Source organism: Shewanella sp. SM23 (assembly GCF_025654295.1).
GTDB classification, from domain to species: Bacteria; Pseudomonadota; Gammaproteobacteria; order Enterobacterales; family Shewanellaceae; genus Shewanella; species Shewanella oncorhynchi.
The window spans coordinates 265,450-286,956 of sequence record NZ_JAKKRM010000005.1; the positions used below are offsets into that span (position 1 = coordinate 265,450).

The 21,507-nt window shown below is 45.6% G+C and carries 17 protein-coding genes; 13 read left to right on the top strand and 4 right to left on the bottom strand.

Annotated features, from left to right (window positions below; all coding sequences use genetic code 11):
* Positions 1-54: 54 nt before the first annotated feature.
* Complete coding sequence (relA, locus tag L5L98_RS09250; RefSeq protein WP_028761378.1) at positions 55-2,262, top strand: GTP diphosphokinase; 2,208 nt, start codon at positions 55-57, stop codon at positions 2,260-2,262.
* A gap of 489 nt (positions 2,263-2,751) precedes the next feature.
* On the opposite strand, the gene L5L98_RS09255 is transcribed toward relA, so the two are convergent.
* Positions 2,752-3,777, bottom strand: coding sequence for a transposase (locus L5L98_RS09255; protein WP_263140232.1), 1,026 nt, complete (start codon positions 3,775-3,777; stop codon positions 2,752-2,754).
* A 254-nt stretch (positions 3,778-4,031) separates the two neighbouring features.
* A complete protein-coding gene (locus L5L98_RS09260) occupies positions 4,032-5,468 on the bottom strand; it encodes a toll/interleukin-1 receptor domain-containing protein (RefSeq protein ID WP_263140234.1) in 1,437 nt (478 codons plus the stop codon).
* A gap of 905 nt (positions 5,469-6,373) precedes the next feature.
* Between L5L98_RS09260 and L5L98_RS09265 the strand changes: the two genes are divergently transcribed.
* A complete protein-coding gene (locus tag L5L98_RS09265; protein ID WP_105251760.1) occupies positions 6,374-7,348 on the top strand; it encodes a DUF1852 domain-containing protein in 975 nt (324 codons plus the stop codon).
* 55 nt (positions 7,349-7,403) lie between these two features.
* Positions 7,404-8,468, top strand: a complete 1,065-nt coding sequence (locus tag L5L98_RS09270; RefSeq protein ID WP_263140236.1) for a methionine synthase — start codon at positions 7,404-7,406, stop codon at positions 8,466-8,468.
* Positions 8,469-8,647: 179 nt separating this feature from the next.
* Here the strand turns inward: L5L98_RS09270 and L5L98_RS09275 are convergent, their stop codons facing one another.
* Together L5L98_RS09275 and aguA are read right to left on the bottom strand one after the other, a co-directional pair.
* Positions 8,648-10,354 carry an amidase gene (locus L5L98_RS09275; protein ID WP_263140238.1) on the bottom strand — a complete coding sequence of 569 codons (1,707 nt, stop codon included), beginning with the start codon at positions 10,352-10,354 and terminating at the stop codon, positions 8,648-8,650.
* Between the two features lie 73 nt (positions 10,355-10,427).
* Positions 10,428-11,540: an agmatine deiminase gene (gene aguA / locus L5L98_RS09280; RefSeq protein WP_198572902.1), complete on the bottom strand. Its 1,113-nt coding sequence runs from the start codon at positions 11,538-11,540 to the stop codon at positions 10,428-10,430.
* 508 nt (positions 11,541-12,048) lie between these two features.
* Here aguA and mazG point away from each other — a divergent pair.
* The 10 genes from mazG (at position 12,049) to L5L98_RS09330 (ending at position 21,492) form a co-directional block, all read left to right on the top strand.
* Entirely contained in the window at positions 12,049-12,975 is a 927-nt protein-coding gene (mazG, locus tag L5L98_RS09285) for a nucleoside triphosphate pyrophosphohydrolase (protein WP_263140240.1), read from the top strand.
* Positions 12,976-13,091: 116 nt separating this feature from the next.
* Complete coding sequence (locus L5L98_RS09290; RefSeq protein WP_012587102.1) at positions 13,092-14,729, top strand: CTP synthase; 1,638 nt, start codon at positions 13,092-13,094, stop codon at positions 14,727-14,729.
* 230 nt (positions 14,730-14,959) lie between these two features.
* Entirely contained in the window at positions 14,960-16,255 is a 1,296-nt protein-coding gene (gene eno, locus L5L98_RS09295) for a phosphopyruvate hydratase (RefSeq protein WP_105251763.1), read from the top strand.
* Positions 16,256-16,354: 99 nt separating this feature from the next.
* Entirely contained in the window at positions 16,355-16,654 is a 300-nt protein-coding gene (gene ftsB, locus L5L98_RS09300; protein WP_105253074.1) for a cell division protein FtsB, read from the top strand.
* Between the two features lie 12 nt (positions 16,655-16,666).
* A complete protein-coding gene (gene ispD / locus L5L98_RS09305) occupies positions 16,667-17,458 on the top strand; it encodes a 2-C-methyl-D-erythritol 4-phosphate cytidylyltransferase (RefSeq protein ID WP_263140243.1) in 792 nt (263 codons plus the stop codon).
* Positions 17,459-17,495: 37 nt separating this feature from the next.
* Complete coding sequence (gene ispF / locus L5L98_RS09310; protein ID WP_168822943.1) at positions 17,496-17,981, top strand: 2-C-methyl-D-erythritol 2,4-cyclodiphosphate synthase; 486 nt, start codon at positions 17,496-17,498, stop codon at positions 17,979-17,981.
* A 20-nt stretch (positions 17,982-18,001) separates the two neighbouring features.
* On the top strand, positions 18,002-19,117 hold the full coding sequence (truD, locus tag L5L98_RS09315) for a tRNA pseudouridine(13) synthase TruD (RefSeq protein WP_263140245.1): 1,116 nt from the start codon (positions 18,002-18,004) through the stop codon (positions 19,115-19,117).
* Complete coding sequence (gene surE, locus L5L98_RS09320; protein WP_263140247.1) at positions 19,114-19,863, top strand: 5'/3'-nucleotidase SurE; 750 nt, start codon at positions 19,114-19,116, stop codon at positions 19,861-19,863. The genes truD and surE overlap by 4 nt, the downstream gene beginning before the upstream one ends.
* Positions 19,860-20,495: a protein-L-isoaspartate(D-aspartate) O-methyltransferase gene (locus L5L98_RS09325; RefSeq protein ID WP_028761363.1), complete on the top strand. Its 636-nt coding sequence runs from the start codon at positions 19,860-19,862 to the stop codon at positions 20,493-20,495. Before surE ends, L5L98_RS09325 begins: the two co-directional genes overlap by 4 nt.
* Positions 20,496-20,595: 100 nt before the next feature.
* Positions 20,596-21,492 carry a peptidoglycan DD-metalloendopeptidase family protein gene (locus tag L5L98_RS09330; protein WP_219251260.1) on the top strand — a complete coding sequence of 299 codons (897 nt, stop codon included), beginning with the start codon at positions 20,596-20,598 and terminating at the stop codon, positions 21,490-21,492.
* Positions 21,493-21,507 lie beyond the last annotated feature (15 nt).

Consider the following 21,507-nt stretch of genomic DNA (forward strand, 5'->3'; position numbering starts at 1 on the left):
AGAGCTGAAGTGGTGCCCACTTTCTCTCTGAGCACGGATAAGGAAATAAATTAGATGGTCTCTGTTCGCGAAGCGCACTTTAATGATCCCGATTTTCACTTAGAAGATTGGGTAGCTCGCTATGTTGGTCATGCCGATGAAGCGCAGATGCTGCTCTCTTTGATAGGGCAGATTGACGCCTTACCAGCCAAGAGTCCTGCGGCGAAGAGAGAACTGCTCGAACGTGCTCGAGAGATGATTGAAATCCTCGCACCACTAAACATGGACATTGAAACCCTGCAGGCGGCAATTTTGTTTGTGGTGCTCGATGCTGGGTTACTGACTGAAGAAGCCATCCAAGAGAAATTTGGTGAGCCGCTGGCGCGTTTAGTGGCGAGTGTCGTGACCATGAACGCCATCGGCGCCTTGAAAATCAATCCTAATAGTCGTTCAACCGAGCCGCAAATCGATAACATTCGCCGCATGTTATTGGCTATGGTTGAAGATGTGCGCGCCGTGGTGATCAAGCTTGCCGAGCGTGTGTGTTTGCTACGGGCGGTGAAAAATGCCGACGAAGAAACTCGCGTGCTGCTGGCCCGCGAAATTGCCGATATTTATGCGCCGCTGGCTAACCGTTTAGGGATTGGACAATTGAAGTGGGAGCTGGAAGATATTTCTTTTCGCTATCTGCATCCTGATACCTATAAAGACATTGCTAAGCAATTAGATGGCAAACGACTGGATCGTGAAGTCTTTATCGACAAGTTTGTCAGTCAGTTGCAACAAAGATTAGATGAAGATCAAATTCGCGCTAAGGTCTACGGCCGGCCGAAACATATCTACAGTATTTGGCGCAAGATGAAGGGCAAGCACCTCAAATTTGATGAGTTGTTTGACGTGCGCGCCGTGCGTATCGTGACTGAGCGCCTGCAGGATTGTTATGGCGCGTTAGGTGTTGTGCATACGCTTTGGCACCACATTCCGCGGGAATTTGACGACTATGTCGCTAACCCTAAGCCTAACGGTTATCAATCGATTCATACCGTAGTGGTGGGGCCTGAGGGCAAAACCGTTGAAATTCAAATTCGTACCCAAGACATGCATGAAGATGCAGAGCTGGGTGTGGCTGCGCACTGGAAATACAAAGAAGGCAATCATTCCGGTAAGCAAAGCGGTTACGAAGAAAAAATTAACTGGCTGCGTAAAATTCTGCAATGGCAGGAAGACGTGGTCGAAAGTGGCAACTTGGTCGAAGAAGTGCGCAGCCAAGTGTTTGAAGACAGAGTCTATGTGTTCACCCCAAGCGGTGAAGTCGTCGACTTGCCGCTGGGCTCAACCGTGCTCGACTTTGCCTATTACATTCACTCCCAAGTGGGACATAAATGTATTGGTGCTAAGGTCGATGGCCGTATTGTGCCGTTCACCTATCAGGTTGAAACGGGCGAGCGTATCGAGATCATCACCTCGAAACAGCCCAACCCCAAGCGCGACTGGCTTAACCCAAATTTAGGTTATATCCGTACCTCGCGGGCGCGTTCGAAAATCCAGCATTGGTTTAAGCAGCAGGACAGAGACAAAAATATTGTCGCCGGCAAAGAAATGCTTGAATCCGAATTGGCGCGGGTGAGCCTTAAAATTAAAGACGCCGCCATCGCGGTCGAGCGCTTTAATATGGCGAGCATGGATGACTTACTGGCGGCGATTGGCGGCGGTGATGTGCGTCTGCATCAAGTGGTTAACCATATTCAAAGCCGTCTGCGACTCGACGAAGTGTCAGAAGAAGATGCGGTCGAAGAATTAGTTAAGAAAGGCCAACATAAGCCGACCTCCAGTGGCCGTGGTCAGGTTGAAGTCAATGGTGTGGGTAACTTGCTTAACCATATTGCCCGTTGTTGCCAACCCGTTCCCGGTGATGAGATCTTAGGTTTTATCACGAAAGGCCGTGGCATTTCTGTACATCGTGCTGATTGTGAACAAGTTAAAGAGTTAATGCGGGTTCACCCAGAGCGTGGCGTCGATGTGGTCTGGGGCGAAAATTACTCCGGCGGTTATCGCATGCGTCTGCGGGTATTAGCCCATGATCGCAGTGGCTTATTGCGTGACTTAACTTCAGTGCTGGCTGCTGAAAAATCCAATGTACTGGCCATGAGTTCGTCATCGGACACTAAAAATCAGACAGCCGCGATTGAGTTGGAACTGGAGCTTTATAACCTCGATGGTTTATCGCGAGTGTTATCTAAACTGACCCAAGTCGATAGCGTGATCGAGGCAAGACGACTTTAAGACTAGCAACGCCTTTCGAAGCGAATAGCCTCGAAATCTCTAGCAATATAAAAGATACATAGAAGGCATCTAGAAGCTAGAAAGAAAGTAATCAAGGATTGGGGCGGCAAGGCGAATTTCGCTGGCCGTCTTTTTTATTTGGTTTTTATGGAAATTGAGCGGGATTACCAGTCAATTTAGTCTTTGTATGCTTAGCTGTTGCTGCAAGCCATTCATAATGGCTTGCCATGGCATTTGCTCCCCGACTCGCAGCCAGTCCGTCCGTGGATGCTCGACCGCCCCGTCCATGGGGGGACGGTCGTCTCGCTAATCACCATGGCACGCCTTTCGAGTGCTTGCGTAACCTTTTGGTTTTAAAGACTAGATCTCATCTTAACGATTATAGACACCACTCTATTGGGCAGAAATGAGCTATGTTTTGCACGGAATTCTCTGCATTCCGGATAAGCATAAATAATACCGAGAGTTGAATCGTGGGCAGCGATGAACTTAAGGATGTAACGCTTGGCTTGAGGCTTTACTTTTACACCATTTGCCGCTGTTGTGCTGCTTTTTAAACTCGCACATGCTATCCCATCGACCACTTATGCCACTATATTGACGGCGAAACTCTTTAGCTGAAGTGAGCCACGCATCGGGCGAAATGCCTAATTCATTGAGCAGTTTTGGCCGCTGATTATCAATATAGCCTTTTTTATCAAGGCGAATGGCTCGTCCCGTCCAATCTATTAACTCAAGATAATCTGCAAAATGAAACGGAATACCCGTTTGCTGACTCAGAAGTGTTGAACCATCAAATTTTGCGAGGGCTTTATGTCGTATTGGCCGTAGGTTATCTGCGGTAGTTTTGGCCAGTTGGGGCGCGTTGCTATGAGGATTAAGCGCATTCACGCGCTCATGAATCGATGTAAAATCAGAGGATTGCAAAGAGTCGGCAATCCCTGCTCGAATAGGATTTAAATCGACATACATCATGCACGCCAGCAGTGCTTGCTCATCTAACAAGGCTTGTGACTTAAAACGGCCTTCCCAAAAAGCACCTTTACACTCATCTTCACGATTGGCCTTACGGGCAATTTCTTCATTTAAACAGCGCATAAACCAAGAGATACTGCTCAGTCGCTCATGCCACTCGGCGAGAAATGCATCAAGTAACATCGCTTCACCGTCGATTAAAGCATCACCATTCATATACTTAGTGGCGACAGCATGGCCTTTAGTGATTTGACACCAGCGGCGAATAATATCTTTTTGCGTTAGCGATTTGGCCTTGTCGACATCAATTTTAAGCACTAAATGATAGTGATTACTCATTACCGCATAGGCGCAAATATCAATGCAGAAAATCGCAGATAATACCTTGATTTTATCAACAATCCAGCCGCGACGATGCTCATAACTACGACCTGAGAGTTTATCTTCACCACACAAAAAAGCCCTTCTAACACAGCGATTTATCACATGATAGAAAGGCGTTGTATTGGCATCAATTAACTGTCTTCTGGCCGAGGTCATCACAGGCTCCATACAGAGAAAATCAAGGTAATGTAAAGCCTAGTAGAGGAGTGCGCAGAACACAAAAGATGTGGCTGTCCTTACTTTTCTTCTCCTTACTTTTTGGTCTTACTTTTTGGATCTCATTAGGGCGCAACAGACGCCGGATATATGTCGCAAGACCGCCAACCATTAACGATCGATACCCCGTTGTGAAAGGTGAATTATCGAGTGACCATATATGTCCTCTCTATCCCGTGACCCACCCGATTAGCTCACTTTAAGCTATCTAGTTCGTCCATATTCATGGAAGACCAAAAGTTGCTTTCGTAGTGGAAATTATGCCATCGATCAGTGCCTATGCGAATATGACCTTCTTTTACTTTCGCCCGTAACATATCGGCGTCGCTAATTCCCGTTATTGTAGCTAGTTTGCTGAAACTTTTATGCTGAGCAGCCCTCACAAAAAAGGGATAATTATTCCCATAAGATGAGTAGTGTAAGGTTGCAGGATACCAACGCGTCTCTGGTGTAATAAAGGATATAAGAAGAATTAAAAGTTCCGCTTGTCTGATTTCTGAAAATGGTATGTCCTCACGATCAGCTTGCCTTTTGATGAGTTCGGCAGCTGGTGCGTAAAGTCTTTGATTTTCAGGTGCTAATGCAGACTGAAGAGCTTCTGAATATCCATAGAAACAATCAAACCGCTCAAAGTTTGAATGACCGTTGTTGTCAGACTTTGGGATAAGGTAGTGAGATGTAAATACTTCATTTAAAGTACTATATGAACCAGATTTTAATAATGCTGCGACAATGTATAAAAACGTTTCATATACAAATACTGAGTGAGCATCAAACCAAGAGTCACTCCACTGATTAATTTCTGATGGTCTAGATTTAAGCTCACGTAATTTTTCTAATACGTCGATCAGTGATTCTGAAAAGTCAGCCTCTTCACTAATTTCACTTTCCAATAGAATCCAATCGCAAAGATGATCCCGTACAGCCTTGAGTTTCCCACAGTCCTCGACAATTTTTTCACCCATAGATGTAACTTCAGGTCGCTCACGAACTCGCAAGTCATCGGCATACGAAATACAAGCTTCAATAAAGTCACGTCTATAGTATTTAATACCTTTTTTGTCTTGTAAAACTGCTTGCTTTAGTGAGTTAAATTTTGCGTATGCTTCACTTGTAGGTATTGGCACATCACTTGTTATAAAGGTAGGAGCCTTTCCTTTTTTGGGCTTAACATGTTGAGGTTTTCCATAAAGGAGGCGAACTAATTGTTCCCAATTGTCATTTTCAGCTTCAGAACTAGAAAAATTTATCCACATTCTAGATTTCATAAACGTTGGTAAGATTGGCTCACCATCTTCACCAAACTCACATACGATTGGTATAAATTTTGACTGCTTTACTCGTGCATATACCTCACCAGAAATAATCTGCGATTCAGTTCCTACTCCAGCTTTTCTAGCATTCGCTTTTTCAGCATATGCACGATCACATATAACTAATACGTGAGTAACTGAAGGATCAGTGACCATTGTCTCCATAAATGCAAATTTATCATCACCTTCTTTTAGATCATAAATATCTAAAATAACATCAACACCATCTGCAACAAGTCTATCAGCCCAATGCTTTACCAATTCTTGGTGTGCAAAGTCCGTCCAACTATATGAAAGAAAAACTTTTGGTTCATCCATAACTTCAATTCTCATTTAGAGTAACACTGTTAGCTAACGTCTTAGTATTTATGCGCAGCGCTGTTTGCAGGGCATAAATCGCTTATTTGACTTGATCGCTGCCACATCCGTGTAAATGGGTATGAAAGATGCTATAGGAATTTGCTTTTCTGCGGTAGCAGTTTTTTTATACATTTTGGTAGGTAATCACTTGATATCATTTTAGCTTTCTCATTTTTTTACGCTCACTTTCGACTGATGATTGACAGTATTTGGGGCCCGCATTCAGGCCGACACTCGTACCATATCCCCTCATCGTCTTACGTAATTGCAGCTGGATAACTGATAAGGCCAGAACTCTCTAGCATTACTAAAATTAGGTCAATGTTCTAATGCTTGAGTTAGCTAGATGCAACTTTGCTAACGAGAAAAGGGGCAAAAGCTTTTTAGCTAAACGAACTGCGAAAGGGTTAGTGACGATTGGCATTGTTGCACCGGTGACCGTTGGCGACATCGATGTCGCCGTCAAGCCCTCGGGGGGGCTTCTTTTAAAAGAAAGAGACGGCTAGTCATTGGGGAAACTAACTCGAAAACATATTGCTGCTCCTGCTTTTCTGCTTTCCCTATCCCAAGTTCAGGTTAATCCACAACGGCATGCTAATTGATCATGAATATGGCTCATGTTCTATGTGAAATAAAACCGTTTTTGTTCATGTGCCGAACCACGTATAAATGACTCCAAGCGAAATATTAGACAAGCTTGAAGTTGCACCCTAGCTAAGCCATCAGGACTTAAGTCATCGGCACTTAAGTTAAATAGAACCTCAGACAGAACTCGAATAATGTCTATCAGAGTAGGGTCGAGAAGCTAGAAGAGCAGGGCATAAACTCAGGTTTGAAATCAGGCAATGGGATACTGGATCACTATGAATAAGCATTTTACATTTACGATTAACAGCATTTGTCTTGATGAAAATTATCATCCCTCAGACAAGACGCGTATCACGACCAACTTTGCTAATTTGGCCAGAGGTAGTCATCGCCAAGCGAACTTACGCAACGCGTTAAAGATGATTGACAACAGTTTTAATGCCTTAGCGCATTGGGATAACCCCAAAGGTGATCGTTATACTGTCGAACTCGAAATTATCTCCGTTAATCTGGATATTGACGGCAGCGGTCAAACCTTCCCATCGATTGAAGTTTTGAAAACCAATATTGTTGATCATAAAACTAATAAGCGTATTGAAGGTATTGTCGGCAATAACTTTTCATCTTACGTACGCGATTATGACTTTAGCGTATTACTGGCAGAGCATAATAAGGGCCAAGCCAAATTTAGTATTCCAGATGATTTTGGTGGTCTGCATGGCAAGCTATTTCAGTCTTTTGTTAATTCTGATGCTTACAAACAGAATTTTAATAAGCCACCGGTTATCTGCCTCAGTGTGTCGGATAATAAAACCTACCATAGAATTGAGAATCAGCATCCCGTATTAGGGGTTGAATATCAGCCAAATGAATCGTCTTTAACTGAGCAATATTTCAAAAAAATGGGCTTACAGGTGCGCTATTTTATGCCGCCAAATAGTGTGGCGCCTTTAGCTTTTTATTTCTTTGGTGATTTACTCAATGATTACACCCATCTTGAGTTGATAAGCACCATCAGCACTATGGGAACTTTTCAAAAAATCTATCGCCCTGAGATTTATAATGCCAATGCTGTTGCAGGAAAATGCTATCAACCTAATTTGAAAAATCTGGATCATTCACTGACTCAAATTGTTTATGACCGAGCAGAACGTAGCCAATTGGCGAATGAGCAAGGCAAATTTGCAGCGGAGCACTTTATCAAACCCTATCAAACGTTTTTTGAACAATGGTCTGCTAATTACCTTTAGTCGCTCTGCGCCTAATTGTCACGCTCATTAATTAATCCAATACGGCATCATTATTATGACAACACGACTTAAAAAAACATCGCTTAACCAGACACTGTTACCGACTTCAACTGCGGGCAGTTTGCCTAAACCTTTATGGCTTGCAGAGCCTCAAACACTTTGGTCTCCATGGAAGTTGCAAGGAGAGGAATTAATTACCGGTAAACACGATGCACTGCGTTTGTCATTACAGGATCAACAGCTAGCAGGGATTGATATTGTCAGTGATGGCGAGCAAACGCGGCAACATTTTGTCACTACCTTTATTGAGCACCTCAATGGCGTTGATTTTTCAAAACGTAAAATCGTTAAAATTCGTGATCGCTATGATGCGAGCGTGCCTACGGTTGTCGGCCCAGTGAGCCGCCAAAAGTCGGTGTTTGTTGAAGATGCTAAATTTTTACGCAAGCAAACCACGCAACCGATTAAATGGGCGCTGCCTGGCCCAATGACCATGATAGATACGCTTTATGATGACCATTATAAAAGTCGCGAAAAGCTTGCTTGGGAATTTGCCAAAATTCTTAATGAGGAAGCCAAAGAATTAGAAGCGGCGGGTGTTGATATTATCCAATTTGATGAGCCTGCCTTTAATGTGTTTTTTGATGAGGTAAACGATTGGGGCATTGCCTGTTTAGAAAGAGCCATTGAAGGGCTAAAATGCGAAACGGCGGTGCATATTTGTTATGGTTACGGCATTAAAGCCAATACAGATTGGAAAAAAACCTTGGGCTCAGAGTGGCGCCAATATGAAGAAGTGTTTCCTAAGCTGCAAAAGTCTAATATCGATATTATCTCGCTAGAATGTCACAACTCCCATGTGCCAATGGAGCTACTTGAACTCATTCGCGGTAAGAAAGTCATGGTTGGCGCTATTGATGTCGCCACCGACGCGATTGAAACCGCTGAGGAAGTGGCTGACACCCTACGAAAAGCCCTTAAATTTGTCGATGCCGACAAGCTCTATCCTTGTACCAATTGCGGCATGACGCCTTTATCCCATCAAGTCGCAAGAGGCAAACTCAACGCCTTAAGTGCAGGCGCAGAGATCGTCAGAAAAGAGCTTTTGGCACTGAAATAAGACGCGTTAAGCGGTGCTATATGTTGTACAGCAGTCTATTTACAGCAGCATGAATTCAGTTTTATTGAAGGGATATCGACGTCGGTATTAAAAAAACGGGATTGGCAAATTGATGCCAATCCCGTTTTCATTTCTAAGCTCATGCATTTAGTGCTTAGGCTTATGCATTGTCTTAGCGCTTATTCACCAAGCTTTGGTGTACGTGGCGGGATCATGCGCCTGTCACCTGTTGACTCAAATGCACCTGCAAATTTAAGCAGGTTATTATCGTCATACGCACGGCCCGCGAAGGTCAAACCGACTGGCATGCCAATATCGGCCATCACGCCCATAGGCACTGTCACAGTTGGTACACCTAAGTGACGAATCGCAAGGTTTCCGTTAGCGACCCAAACTCCGTTGCTCCAAGCGATATCGGCAGAAGCCGGATTCACATGGGCATCGGCAGGGCCGACATCGGCCACGGTTGGGAACAGCACGGCATCAAGCTTTAGCCCGTCCATCCAGTCTTCGAGATCTAGCTTACGGGTCTTCTCTAAGCCACGCAGACCATCGGGAATACTGTCGATCTGGTCATAGGATTTAAGACCACGCTTAGCCATTTTGACGTACTCTTCCATGCCTGCCGCTAAGTCACCTTCACGGTTTGGCAAGGTGCCTAAGTCGTGGGGGAAAATCAAATGCCCAACAACATCTTCAAGCTTGTTGAGTTTAGGGTCATTGTTCGCCCGCAGGAATTCATCGAACGCCCAACCCGAGAGTTCCCATAATTCATCATGGAGGAACTGAGGCGTGACTATGCCACGGTTAAACACGGTCGGCGCGCCTGGGCGGTCGCCTTCGCAATTTGATACCAACGGGAAATCGACTTCAATCACTTCGGCGCCAGCGGCTTCTAAGGCTTTACGAGCCGCTTCCCATAGATCGATAACCGATTGGCGGGTATGAATACGTTGACCCGTTGGCCCCCCGATACCTGGGTTTTCGCTGGTTCCCGCCAATTCATCCTTATTGATGTACATGCGCGGCACACCAAAACGCTTACCTTTAAGCGTGTCGGCTTGAGCGGCAAGCTCCAGATAAGATGCTGGACGGACACTTGATGCTTTAGGGATTTGTACCCAAGGTTGCAGACGCCAGAGATCGCCACGGGTGATAGGATCGTCGGCCACAATCACATCCAGCACTTCAAGCATATCGGCCATAGTGCGGGTATAAGGCACGACGACATCCATGGTCGGGGTTAACGGCCAGTTACCGCGCACCGAAATCACGCCCCGTGACGGAGTGTAAGCACACAAACCGTTATTAGATGCCGGACCTCGGCCGCTCGACCAAGTTTCTTCAGCAAGACCAAAAGCAGAGTAACTTGCTGCCGTGCCCGTGCCCGCCCCATTGGAAGAACCCGAGGCGAATGGTGCAGTAAGATACTCAGCATTGTATGGGCTTTCAGCGCGGCCATAGTGACCACGCTGCATACCGCCATTGGCCATGGGTGGCATATTGGTTTTGCCTAAACAAATGGCCCCCGCAGCGCGTAGGCGCTCAACGGCGAAGGCATCGTACTGGGCCACTAAATCCTTAAAGGCTGGGCTGCCAGACGCCGCCGTCAGTCCCTTCACCAAATAGCTGTCTTTGGCGGTATACGGAATACCCTCAAGTGGGCTTAAGGTTTCACCACGGGCGCGGCGCGCATCTGACGCCTCAGCTTCTTTGAGCGCATCGGGATTGTGCACCACTAACGCATTGAGCTTAGTCTTTGTCGCAGGGCCGTCATATGCCTCAACCCGCGCGCGATACGACTTAACCAACTCCACTGCGGTGGTGCGGCCAGATTCGAGCGCTGCACGCAGCTCGGCAATAGAAACTTCAGTGACTTCAAACATCTTGCGCCCTCCCGCTGAAAGCCAATTGTGGTGCAATAACAGTGACATCAATCGTCATGCTGTTCTCCTTGGGTTACTTTCCAGCAGGGATTTGCTGAGTAATACAATGGATATTACCGCCACCTAATAAAATCTCACGGGCTGGCACACCCACAATCTCATGCTCTGGGAAGATTTCCTGCAGTTTTTGGGCTGCGATATCATCGGTTGCAGGGTCAAGCAGTGGGAACACGATGCGATTATTGGTGATTAAAAAGTTTACATAAGAACCGGCTAAACGCTCACCCGCCGTGCGTGGCACGCCAGTGCCTTCGGTCACACCTTTTGATTCTTCTTCGGTGCAATACAGCGGCCCCGGTTGTGGCAATAGATGGATTTTTAACTTACGGCCTTTGGCATCCACGGTATTTTGCAAGACCTCTAGCGCCGCTTTTGAGCGTGGATATTGTGGATCAGTCTCATCATCGGTCCAGTGCAGAATGACTTCACCAGGACGGGCAAAACAGCACATATTGTCGATATGACCATCGGTCTCATCCATATACACGCCATCTTGCAACCAGATAAACTGCTTAACATTCAAATAGTCACGCAGTAAGTCTTCAATCTGTTCTTTTGTCAGTTCAGGGTTACGGTTGGCATTGAGTAAACATTCTGCACTCGTCATACAGGTGCCTTCACCATCGACATGGATGGAGCCACCTTCGAGGATCAGCGGCGCGCTGTAACGGGCAAAACCATGCTGCGCAAGCATTTGCTGTGCGACTTGCTCGTCCTTATCCCATGGGAAGTACAAACCACCGTTATGGCCGCCCCAAGCATTAAAACCCCAGTCAACACCACGGCATTCGCCATTATCATTCACAACTACGGTTGGCCCTGTATCGCGAGCCCAGCAATCGTTACTGTCCATTTCAACCAAGGTGACGTGCGATGGCATCACTTTTTGAGCTTCAGCTAAAAAGGCTTTAGGTACACCCATATACACGGGCGTTGCACCACCAATGGCATCGGCCACTTTAGCAAAGGTTGCTTGAGCATAAGCCCCAGCAGAGCGCCAATTATCGGGACGATATGGCCAAATCATCCATACGGCTTGCTGCGCCGCCCATTCGGCGGGCATATAAAAACCATCTTGTGATGGCTTAGTCGTTAACGGCGTGGCATCCACATTCGCGTTTGTCATGAATTTTGTCTCCAGTAATGCTTAAAAACGATAAGGGTGTGCGTCCTAACATCGGACGACAGAATCGAAATATACCTAACATCAATCAAATGAATAAATTGAAGGACCGCATTTATCATGTGCATAGTTTGGCCGAAATTGTCAGGTCTTCACTCGGTGAGTTTTAGCTTCATTGAAATATTGCTGCGTATCTTATCATTTAAGATGGCTTGCGCTAAATACTTGTATGCAGGACATAGATGAGAATTTGTTGGGGAGGAAGGTTGTCAATTTATTGCTCACGAGATGAGTGAATTACGAAATGGAGCGAACGCTCTTTAGTTAAAATAAGTCTTAGTTGAAATACGCCACTAAAATCTGCTTTCAGCATCAAAATAGCGCTTTTATCTTAGCTAGCTTATCATCATCGTTTTATTGTAGCCTTTCGTTAAAAAGCACTGCGGAGGCGTATTTTTTGTTCTTTCTCAATATTCGCCCGTTGCAGTATTTATCTTTAAAGGATATCAGCATGACTTCCCACACGGCGCCATTAACCTCATTTTCTACTACTGAACCTTCTCTCACTGAAACTTCTACAACGGAACCTTCTACAACGGAACTGTCTATAACAGATGTAGAGCCGCTACTTAAGATAATGGAAAAACTGCGTGATCCGCACACGGGTTGCCCTTGGGACAAAGCGCAAACGTTTCAAACTATAGTGCCTTTTACTTTAGAGGAAGCCTATGAAGTTGCCGATACCATAGAGCGTTTAGCCTGGGATGAGTTACCCGATGAACTCGGAGATTTGTTATTTCAAATCGTATTCTATTGTCAGCTTGGTAAAGAGCAGGGGCTGTTTGATTTTGCCACTGTGATTGAGAAAATTAGCGACAAGTTAACCCGTCGGCATCCTCATGTGTTTGGTGAGCAAAATCCGCAAATAGGCGATAGCGCCCAAGCGATGAAAGCCAATTGGGAGGCGATTAAAGCGATTGAGCGTGAACAAAAGGCCCTGCAAGTCGCGGGTGAAACCCAAGCAGATACTGTGGTTTCTGCGTTAGATAATATTCCGCGTACCCAACCTGCGCTGTCGCGCTCAATCAAAATTCAGCAAAGGGTGGCGCGAGTCGGTTTCGATTGGGCCGAACTTGAACCTGTGGTCGCTAAAATCCATGAAGAAATCGATGAAGTCTTGCATGAAGTGAATCAAGACGAGCAAGACCAAGCTAAAGTGCAGTCCGAAATGGGCGATTTGCTGTTTGCCGTGGTGAATTTAGCTCGCCATCTTAAGGTCGATCCAGAACAAGCGTTGCGCCAAGCCAATCTTAAATTTGAACGCCGTTTTCGCGGTGTAGAACAGTTGGCGAGTGAGAGCGGTAAAAGCATGGAAGAGCACACATTAATGGAGCTTGATGCCTATTGGGACCAAGTAAAAGCGACGGAGACGAGATAAACGGCAAATTATCCCGATTGGTGTTTGTCGAATCGCGCCGCCTTTGGTATACTACTGCCCCGTCCTAGTGCTTTCTTACAAGCACGTATTTTCAAACTCATTTTCTCAGGTTCAGCATGACTACAAGGTATATCTTCGTTACTGGTGGCGTTGTTTCATCACTAGGTAAAGGCATTGCAGCAGCATCATTAGCTGCAATTTTAGAGGCCCGCGGTCTCAATGTAACCATCATGAAACTGGACCCTTACATTAACGTTGATCCGGGTACCATGAGCCCAACCCAACATGGCGAAGTATTTGTTACTGAAGACGGTGCAGAAACAGATCTCGACTTGGGTCACTACGAGCGTTTCATTCGTACTAAGATGAATCGTCGTAACAACTTCACTACCGGTCGTATTTACGAAGAAGTATTACGTAAAGAACGTCGTGGCGATTATTTGGGCGCAACCATTCAGGTTATCCCACACATTACTAATGCGATTAAAGAAAAAGTATTAGCAGGTGGCGAAGGCCATGATGTGGCTATCGTCGAAATCGGCGGTACTGTGGGTGATATCGAATCCTTGCCGTTCCTAGAGTCTATCCGTCAGCTCGGTGTTGAGCTGGGTCGTGATCGTACTCTGTTCATGCATTTAACCTTAGTGCCTTTCTTAGGTGCTGCAGGCGAAGTGAAAACTAAGCCAACTCAACACTCAGTGAAAGAGCTGCGTTCTATCGGTATTGCACCAGATGTGCTGGTTTGCCGTGGTGATCGTGCTATTCCTGCGAATGAAAAAGCCAAAATTTCGCTGTTCTGTAACGTCGAAGAGCGTGCGGTTATTTCATTAAAAGATGTTGATAGTATTTATAAAATCCCAGCTTTGTTACGTTCACAAGGTTTGGATGACTTAGTGGTTAAGCGTTTCGGTTTAGAATGCCGTGAAGCGGATCTGTCTGAGTGGGAAAATGTTATTTATCAAGAAGCTAATCCAAACGGCGAAGTCGTTATTGGTATGGTGGGTAAATACATTGAACTGCCAGATGCCTATAAGTCAGTTAACGAAGCATTAAAACACGCTGGCCTTAAAAACCGCGTATCTGTGACTATCAAGTATATTGATTCACAAACCGTAGAAGCTAAAGGCGAAGAAGTCTTACAGGGCTTAGACGGTATCTTAGTACCAGGCGGCTTCGGCGAGCGTGGTGTTGAAGGTAAGATACTGGCGGCAAAATTTGCCCGTGAAAATAATCTACCATATTTCGGTATTTGTTTAGGTATGCAAGTTGCTCTGATTGAATTTGCGCGTAATGTTGCAGGCATGGCTGATGCACATTCAACTGAATTCAATAAAGAAACACCATTCCCAGTGGTGGGTTTGATCACTGAATGGATTGACGAAGAAGGTAATGTTGAGCAGCGCCATGAAGCGTCTGACTTAGGTGGCACTATGCGTTTAGGCGCTCAATTGTGTCATTTACTCGAGGGTTCAAAAGCGGCTCAAGCCTACAAAGGCAACAGCTGTGTAGAACGTCACCGTCACCGTTACGAAGTGAACAACAAATACAGAGAGCGTTTAGAGCAGGCTGGCATGATCTTCAGCGGTTTGTCTTCTGATCGTAAACTGGTGGAAATGATCGAATTAAAAGATCACCCATGGTTTGTTGCAGGTCAATTCCATCCTGAATTCACCTCAACTCCGCGCGATGGTCACCCATTGTTCGAAGGGTTTATTGCTGCGGCAAGTGCGCATCAAAAACGTGATCTGAAGTAAGAATATTTGAGGCCGGACCCGCGACAGTGGGGCCGGCCTTTTGCTACACTCGTCGCAACTTGAAACATAAGAATTTAATACTTCTGGGTATAAACAGCATGCGTATCCGTTGCATCTGTATGGACGCAAACCGTAAATGGAATTTGGTTATTTTCTGCGGTATGTGACTTCCATTTATTCCCATAGGTATTGGTTTTTTCTTTTATCTTTAAACTTAAATCGAGGGTGTTATGGCTAAGATTATTAACGTGATTGGTCGCGAGATTATGGATTCTCGTGGTAACCCAACTGTTGAAGCCGAAGTGCATTTAGAAGGTGGTTTTGTGGGTATGGCTGCGGCGCCTTCTGGTGCATCAACCGGTAGCCGCGAAGCATTAGAATTACGTGATGGCGATAAGAGCCGTTATTTAGGCAAAGGCGTATTAACAGCTGTTGCTAACGTAAACGGTGTCATCCGCGCTGCATTATTAGGCAAAGATGCGACGGCACAAGCTGAGCTTGATCAAATCATGATCGACTTAGATGGCACAGAAAACAAAGACAAGTTAGGCGCAAACGCGATTCTGGCTGTGTCTTTAGCGGCGGCTAAAGCAGCAGCAGCATCTAAAGGTATTCCTTTATACGCGCATATCGCTGAATTAAACGGTACACCAGGCCAATATTCTATGCCTGTGCCTATGATGAACATCTTAAACGGTGGCGAGCACGCGGATAACAACGTTGATATCCAAGAATTCATGGTGCAACCTGTTGGCGCGAAAACTTTCCGTGAAGCACTGCGCATGGGCGCTGAAATTTTCCATACGCTGAAAAAAGTATTGCACGACAAAGGCCTAAGCACTTCTGTGGGTGACGAAGGTGGTTTTGCACCTAACTTAGCGTCAAACGCTGATGCGTTAGCCATTATCAAAGAAGCGGTTGAACTGGCTGGTTACAAGTTAGGTACTGATGTGACGTTAGCGCTGGATTGCGCTGCATCTGAATTCTACAAAGACGGCAAATACGATTTAGCGGGCGAAGGCAAAGTCTTCGACTCGAATGGTTTCTCTGATTTCTTAAAATCATTGGCTGACCAATACCCAATCGTGTCTATCGAAGATGGCTTAGACGAATCAGATTGGGATGGTTGGGCTTACCAAACTCAAATCATGGGCGACAAGATCCAATTAGTGGGCGACGATTTATTCGTTACTAACACTAAAATCTTAACCCGTGGTATTGAAAACGGTATTGCTAACTCAATCCTTATCAAGTTTAACCAAATTGGTTCATTGACTGAGACTTTAGCGGCTATTCGTATGGCGAAAGAAGCGGGTTATACCGCCGTGATTTCACACCGTAGTGGTGAGACTGAAGATTCAACCATTGCTGACTTAGCCGTGGGTACTGCTGCTGGTCAAATCAAAACCGGTTCACTGTGTCGTTCTGACCGTGTCGCTAAATACAACCAATTGCTGCGCATCGAAGAGCAATTAGGTGAAAAAGCCCCATACCGTGGTTTGAAAGAGATCAAAGGTCAGGCGTAATTTAATATTTGATGTAAAAAGGCCACCACTTGGTGGCCTTTTTTGTTGTACTATCTGCTGTATATTTTTTTAATCCAAGATACTGACGCTAATTCCTCCATGAAATTTTTTGTCATTGCACTCATAGTGCTACTCGGTGTACTGCAATTCCGTCTTTGGTCGGGAGGTAATAGTCTTCCTGAATATTTCGTTCTGCAAAAACAAATTGCCGCCCAGCAAGAAGGTAACGCCAAACTCAATGAGCGTAACCAAGTGCTGAAGGAAGAAATCATCGATCTGAAAAGTGGTACAGAAGCCATCGAAGAGCGCGCACGTAACGAACTTGGCATGGTTAAAGAAGGCGAGACTTTCTATCGCGTCGTGGGTGGTGAGCGCTCGGTATCGAGTCCATCTCAGTAATATGGAGTTAGGATGACAGAGCTAGGACATTTAGATCTTGGATTAAATGAACAATCCAATCCCGATAGTCAATCTGATCTGGTAACACAAATTGAATTGCAGCGCCAAGCTGAGCATGTCACTCAAGCTGTGGTTGCCATCGTTCCCGCCGCAGGCATAGGTAGCCGTATGGGCGCCGACAGACCTAAGCAATATCTTGAGGTGTGCGGCCAGAGTATTCTCGCTCATACCTTAGATAAGCTCTTGTCCCATCCGCACATTTCCCACGTCATCGTTGCCTTACATCCGAATGATACTATCTTCAATACCCTGCCACAGGCCGCACATCCTAAATTGACCACAGTATTAGGTGGCGGTGAGCGCGCAGATTCTGTGTTGGCGGCGCTGCAAATTGCGCCCGAGCACAGTTGGGCCTTAGTGCATGATGCGGCAAGACCTTGTTTAACCGCGACGGATATCGACAAGTTACTCGCATCCAGAGTGCAATTTCCCCAAGGCGCTATTTTGGCTATGCCTGTGCGCGATACCATGAAGCGCGCGAATAAACAGGGTGAAATCAGTGCCACTGTGTGCCGCGATAATTTATGGCATGCATTGACGCCGCAGTTATTTCCAGCGCAGCAATTAAAAAATTACCTCAATGCGGCTCTGGCTGCAGGTGCGGTAGTCACAGATGAGGCTTCGGCGATGGAATGGGCGGGGATATCACCCGGACTCGTTTCGGGCCGTGCTGATAATATAAAAGTAACGCATCCCGACGATTTAGGGCTAGCCGAACTGTTTTTGATGCGTGCCGTTAAATAGTCATAATCAAAGTAAAATAATACGTTAGGAATATTAAATGAAAATCCGTATCGGCCATGGTTTCGATGTGCATAAATTTGGTGCGGCGCGGCCATTGATCCTTTGTGGCGTGGAAGTACCCTATGAAACAGGCCTAGTCGCACATTCAGATGGTGATGTGGTACTGCATGCGATTTCCGATGCCATCCTCGGTGCTTTAGCGCTCGGTGACATAGGAAAACATTTCCCCGATACCGATGCCGCCTATAAGGGGGCCGATAGCCGCGTATTGCTGCGTCATTGCTATGCTTTAGCGAGAGCGAAAGGCTTTGTGCTAGGCAATCTTGACGTCACTATCATAGCCCAAGCTCCTAAAATGGCACCGCACATAGAGGCAATGCGCCAGATATTAGCCGCCGATTTAACCGCGGAACTTGACGATATTAATGTCAAAGCGACCACGACTGAACAGCTTGGATTTACCGGGCGTAAAGAAGGTATTGCGGTAGAAGCCGTGGTACTTATGGCCCGCAAACACGATTAACTTAAGAGTAAAAAAGTCCCATGAGCGAATTACATTATCTGTATGGTAAGCCTTTAGGTACAGCAGATCTAAGAACCCAAAATAGCGATTTTATCGTGAAAGAGATTTTGCCTTTTAGCCCGACGGGTGAAGGTGAACATCATATGCTGCATGTACGCAAAGAAGGGCTAAATACAGTACAAGTCGCTGAAATGATCGCTAAGTTTGCTAAGGTGCATCCAAAGGAAGTGACCTACGCTGGGCAAAAAGATAAAAATGCCATCACAGAACAATGGTTCGGTGTGCGTATTCCTGGTAAAGAAACGCCTGCTTGGAAGGAGCTCAATAGCGAGCGTTTGACTATATTGTCGAGCAGCCGCCACAGCAAGAAACTGCGAATCGGTGCCTTAGTCGGTAACCGCTTTATTCTTACCCTGAGAAATGTCACCCAAGTGGAAGACATTATCAGTCGTATCGAAAAGGTCGCTCAAGTGGGCGTGCCCAATTACTTTGGTGAGCAGCGCTTTGGTCACGATGGCAAAAACTTAGTGTTTGGTCGCCAAATGATGGCGGGTAAAAAAGTGAAAGACAGAAATAAGCGCAGCATGTATTTGTCTGCCGTGCGCTCAAATCTGTTTAACACTGTAGTGTCGTACCGATTAGCCAACCATGGCACTAAACCTTTAGCGGGTGATTGTGTGATGTTAGCGGGCAGCAAAAGTTTCTTCGTGACGCCTGAATGGGATCTCATCGTATTGAAGCGTCTGATTGAAAAAGACATTCAACTTTCTGCACCATTGTGGGGGCGCGGCATGATGTTACCCCAAGGTGAAGCTGCTGCGGTGGAAACCTTAGCTATGAGTGAGTTAGCTGACGATTGCTATGGTTTAGAGCACGCTGGATTAGAGCAAGAACGCCGTCCATTACTGCTTGAGCCCCAAGGCCTTAAATACGAACAAACCGCCGATGGCTTAGTGCTGGAGTTTGTGTTGCCTGCGGGCAGTTTTGCAACATCGTTATTGAGAGAGTTAGTTAATTATCAAGATGTTAAAGAGCAGCAATGGCAAGCTACATTGGTGCAGGAGCCTGCGCCTGAGGTAATTAACGCTAACGTAGTGGCTAACACTGATACTGTTAAGACTGAAGCAGAGTCATGATCCGTATCCTTGTTAGCAATGACGATGGGATTAATGCTCCAGGTATCAAAGCCTTATCTGAGGCTTTGGCTGAAATTGCGTCTGTGCTGACTGTGGGGCCGGATCGAAATTGCTCTGGTGCGAGCAACTCATTAACCTTGACTAATCCATTAAGAATTAATAGGTTAGATAATGGCTATATTTCCGTTCATGGTACACCGACAGATTGCGTCCATTTGGCTATCCGAGAATTATGTGATGGTGAACCTGATATGGTTGTGTCTGGCATCAATGCGGGGGCAAATATGGGTGATGACACCTTATATTCGGGGACGGTTGCCGCCGCGATGGAAGGACGCTTTTTAGGTTTTCCTGCAATAGCGATTTCGCTTAATGGCCGTAAATTCGAACATTATCAATCGGCTGCTGTTTATGCTCGGCGGATAGTTCAAGGTTTGTTGGCCCAGCCTTTGGCAAAAGATCAGATCTTAAATGTGAATGTGCCTGACTTGCCACTTGATCAAATTAAAGGCATCAAAGTGACTCGCCTCGGTGCTCGTCATAAGGCCGAAGGCATAGTGCGAACGCAAGATCCTGCCGGACGTGAAATCTTCTGGCTTGGTCCACCGGGACAAGAGCAGGATGCCACAGAGGGCACTGATTTTCATGCTATCGCCAATGGCTATGTTTCAATTACGCCCTTAACGGTTGACTTAACCGCCTACGGACAACTAACGGCATTGCAAAATTGGGTAGATAAAATATGACTCGAGTTGCCTTAACATCGGCGGTGAATTTAGCTAAAAAGCTTCAAGATGCGGGGATCCGTAATCAAGCCGTGTTAAAGGCGATATCGCATACGCCGCGAGAAATGTTTCTCGATAATGCGCTAGCCCATAAAGCCTATGAAAATACGGCTTTGCCAATTGGACAAGGGCAAACCATTTCGCAGCCTTATATCGTTGCCCGTATGAGCGAACTCTTACTGCACAAGATGCCACAGCGAGTGTTAGAAGTGGGGACTGGATCGGGCTATCAGGCAGCCATTTTGGCTCAATTGGTGCCTCAGCTTTGTACTATCGAACGGATCAAAGGTCTACAAATTCAAGCAAGACAGCGTTTAAAACGATTAGATTTGCATAATGTGTCGTTTAAATATGGCGATGGTTGGTTGGGATGGGCTAATCGTAGTCCGTTCGATGCCATTATGGTAACTGCGGCGGCGGCGACTATACCAGAAGCTTTACTGTCTCAGTTGGCTGATGGAGGGGTGTTAGTCTTACCTGTGGGAGAGGATACTCAGCAATTGATGCGTATTACGCGCACTGCTGACCGCTTTAGTTCTGAAACCATTGAAACGGTTAAATTTGTACCTTTAATTAATGGAGAGTTAGCTTAACCTTGTGTTGTGCTACTGTGTTAAGCGAAGTGCTTGTTTTGCACAGAAGGCGTCATTTTTTCATCATAAACAGTAATACAACCTTACCAAGGAGTTTTTATTGTTGAATGCGGGTTTACTCTTAAACCTTTGCTTTATATTTCTGCTTGTAGGCTGTAGCTTTCAGGCCAGCAGACCCGCACCCGTCGAAAATATTTCCCATAGCTACTCTAAAAATAGCAAAGGCCACATTAAATCGAATTCATATAAAGTTAAAAAAGGTGACACTCTCTACTCTATTTCTTGGGGGGCAGGGAAAGACTTTTCTGAAATAGCTAAACTTAATCAATTAGATAACCCTTATACAATTTACCCTGGACAGATTTTATATTTAACTAATGCTAAATCTAGTAACCAATCAAAATCTACGACTTTAGATGGAAATATAACGGGTAATTCAGATGCTAACTCAAGTAAAAGTGATAAAAAACAATTAGATGATAAGGTTTATCAGTCTAATGCTAAGTCAAGTAACGATCTGAAAAAAACACTTGATCAGAAAGCTAAGCCCGCGTACCTTGTAACAAGTTCCCAACAAAACGTTAACCAGCTAATGGTTCCACCCACCTCAACACTGCCAGCCAGTGTGAGTCAGTGGCAGTGGCCAGTAAGAGGGAAGTTAATCGGAACTTATTCTGCCAATGAGCAGGGAAATAAAGGTATTAAGATCGCGGGAAATCGGGGAGATATCATCAAAGCTGCTGCAGATGGGCGGGTGGTATACGCAGGAAGTGCTCTTAGGGGTTACGGTAATTTAGTGATTATTAAACATAGTGACGATTACCTTAGTGCTTATGCTCATACGGACAAGATCTTAGTCAAAGAAAAGCAACATGTCCTCGCAGGGCAGACTGTTGCAAAAATGGGCAATACAGGTGCCAATCGGGTAATGTTACATTTTGAAATTCGTTACCATGGACAGTCTGTAAACCCACTTACTTATTTACCTAAACAATGATTGTTTGGGGCCTTG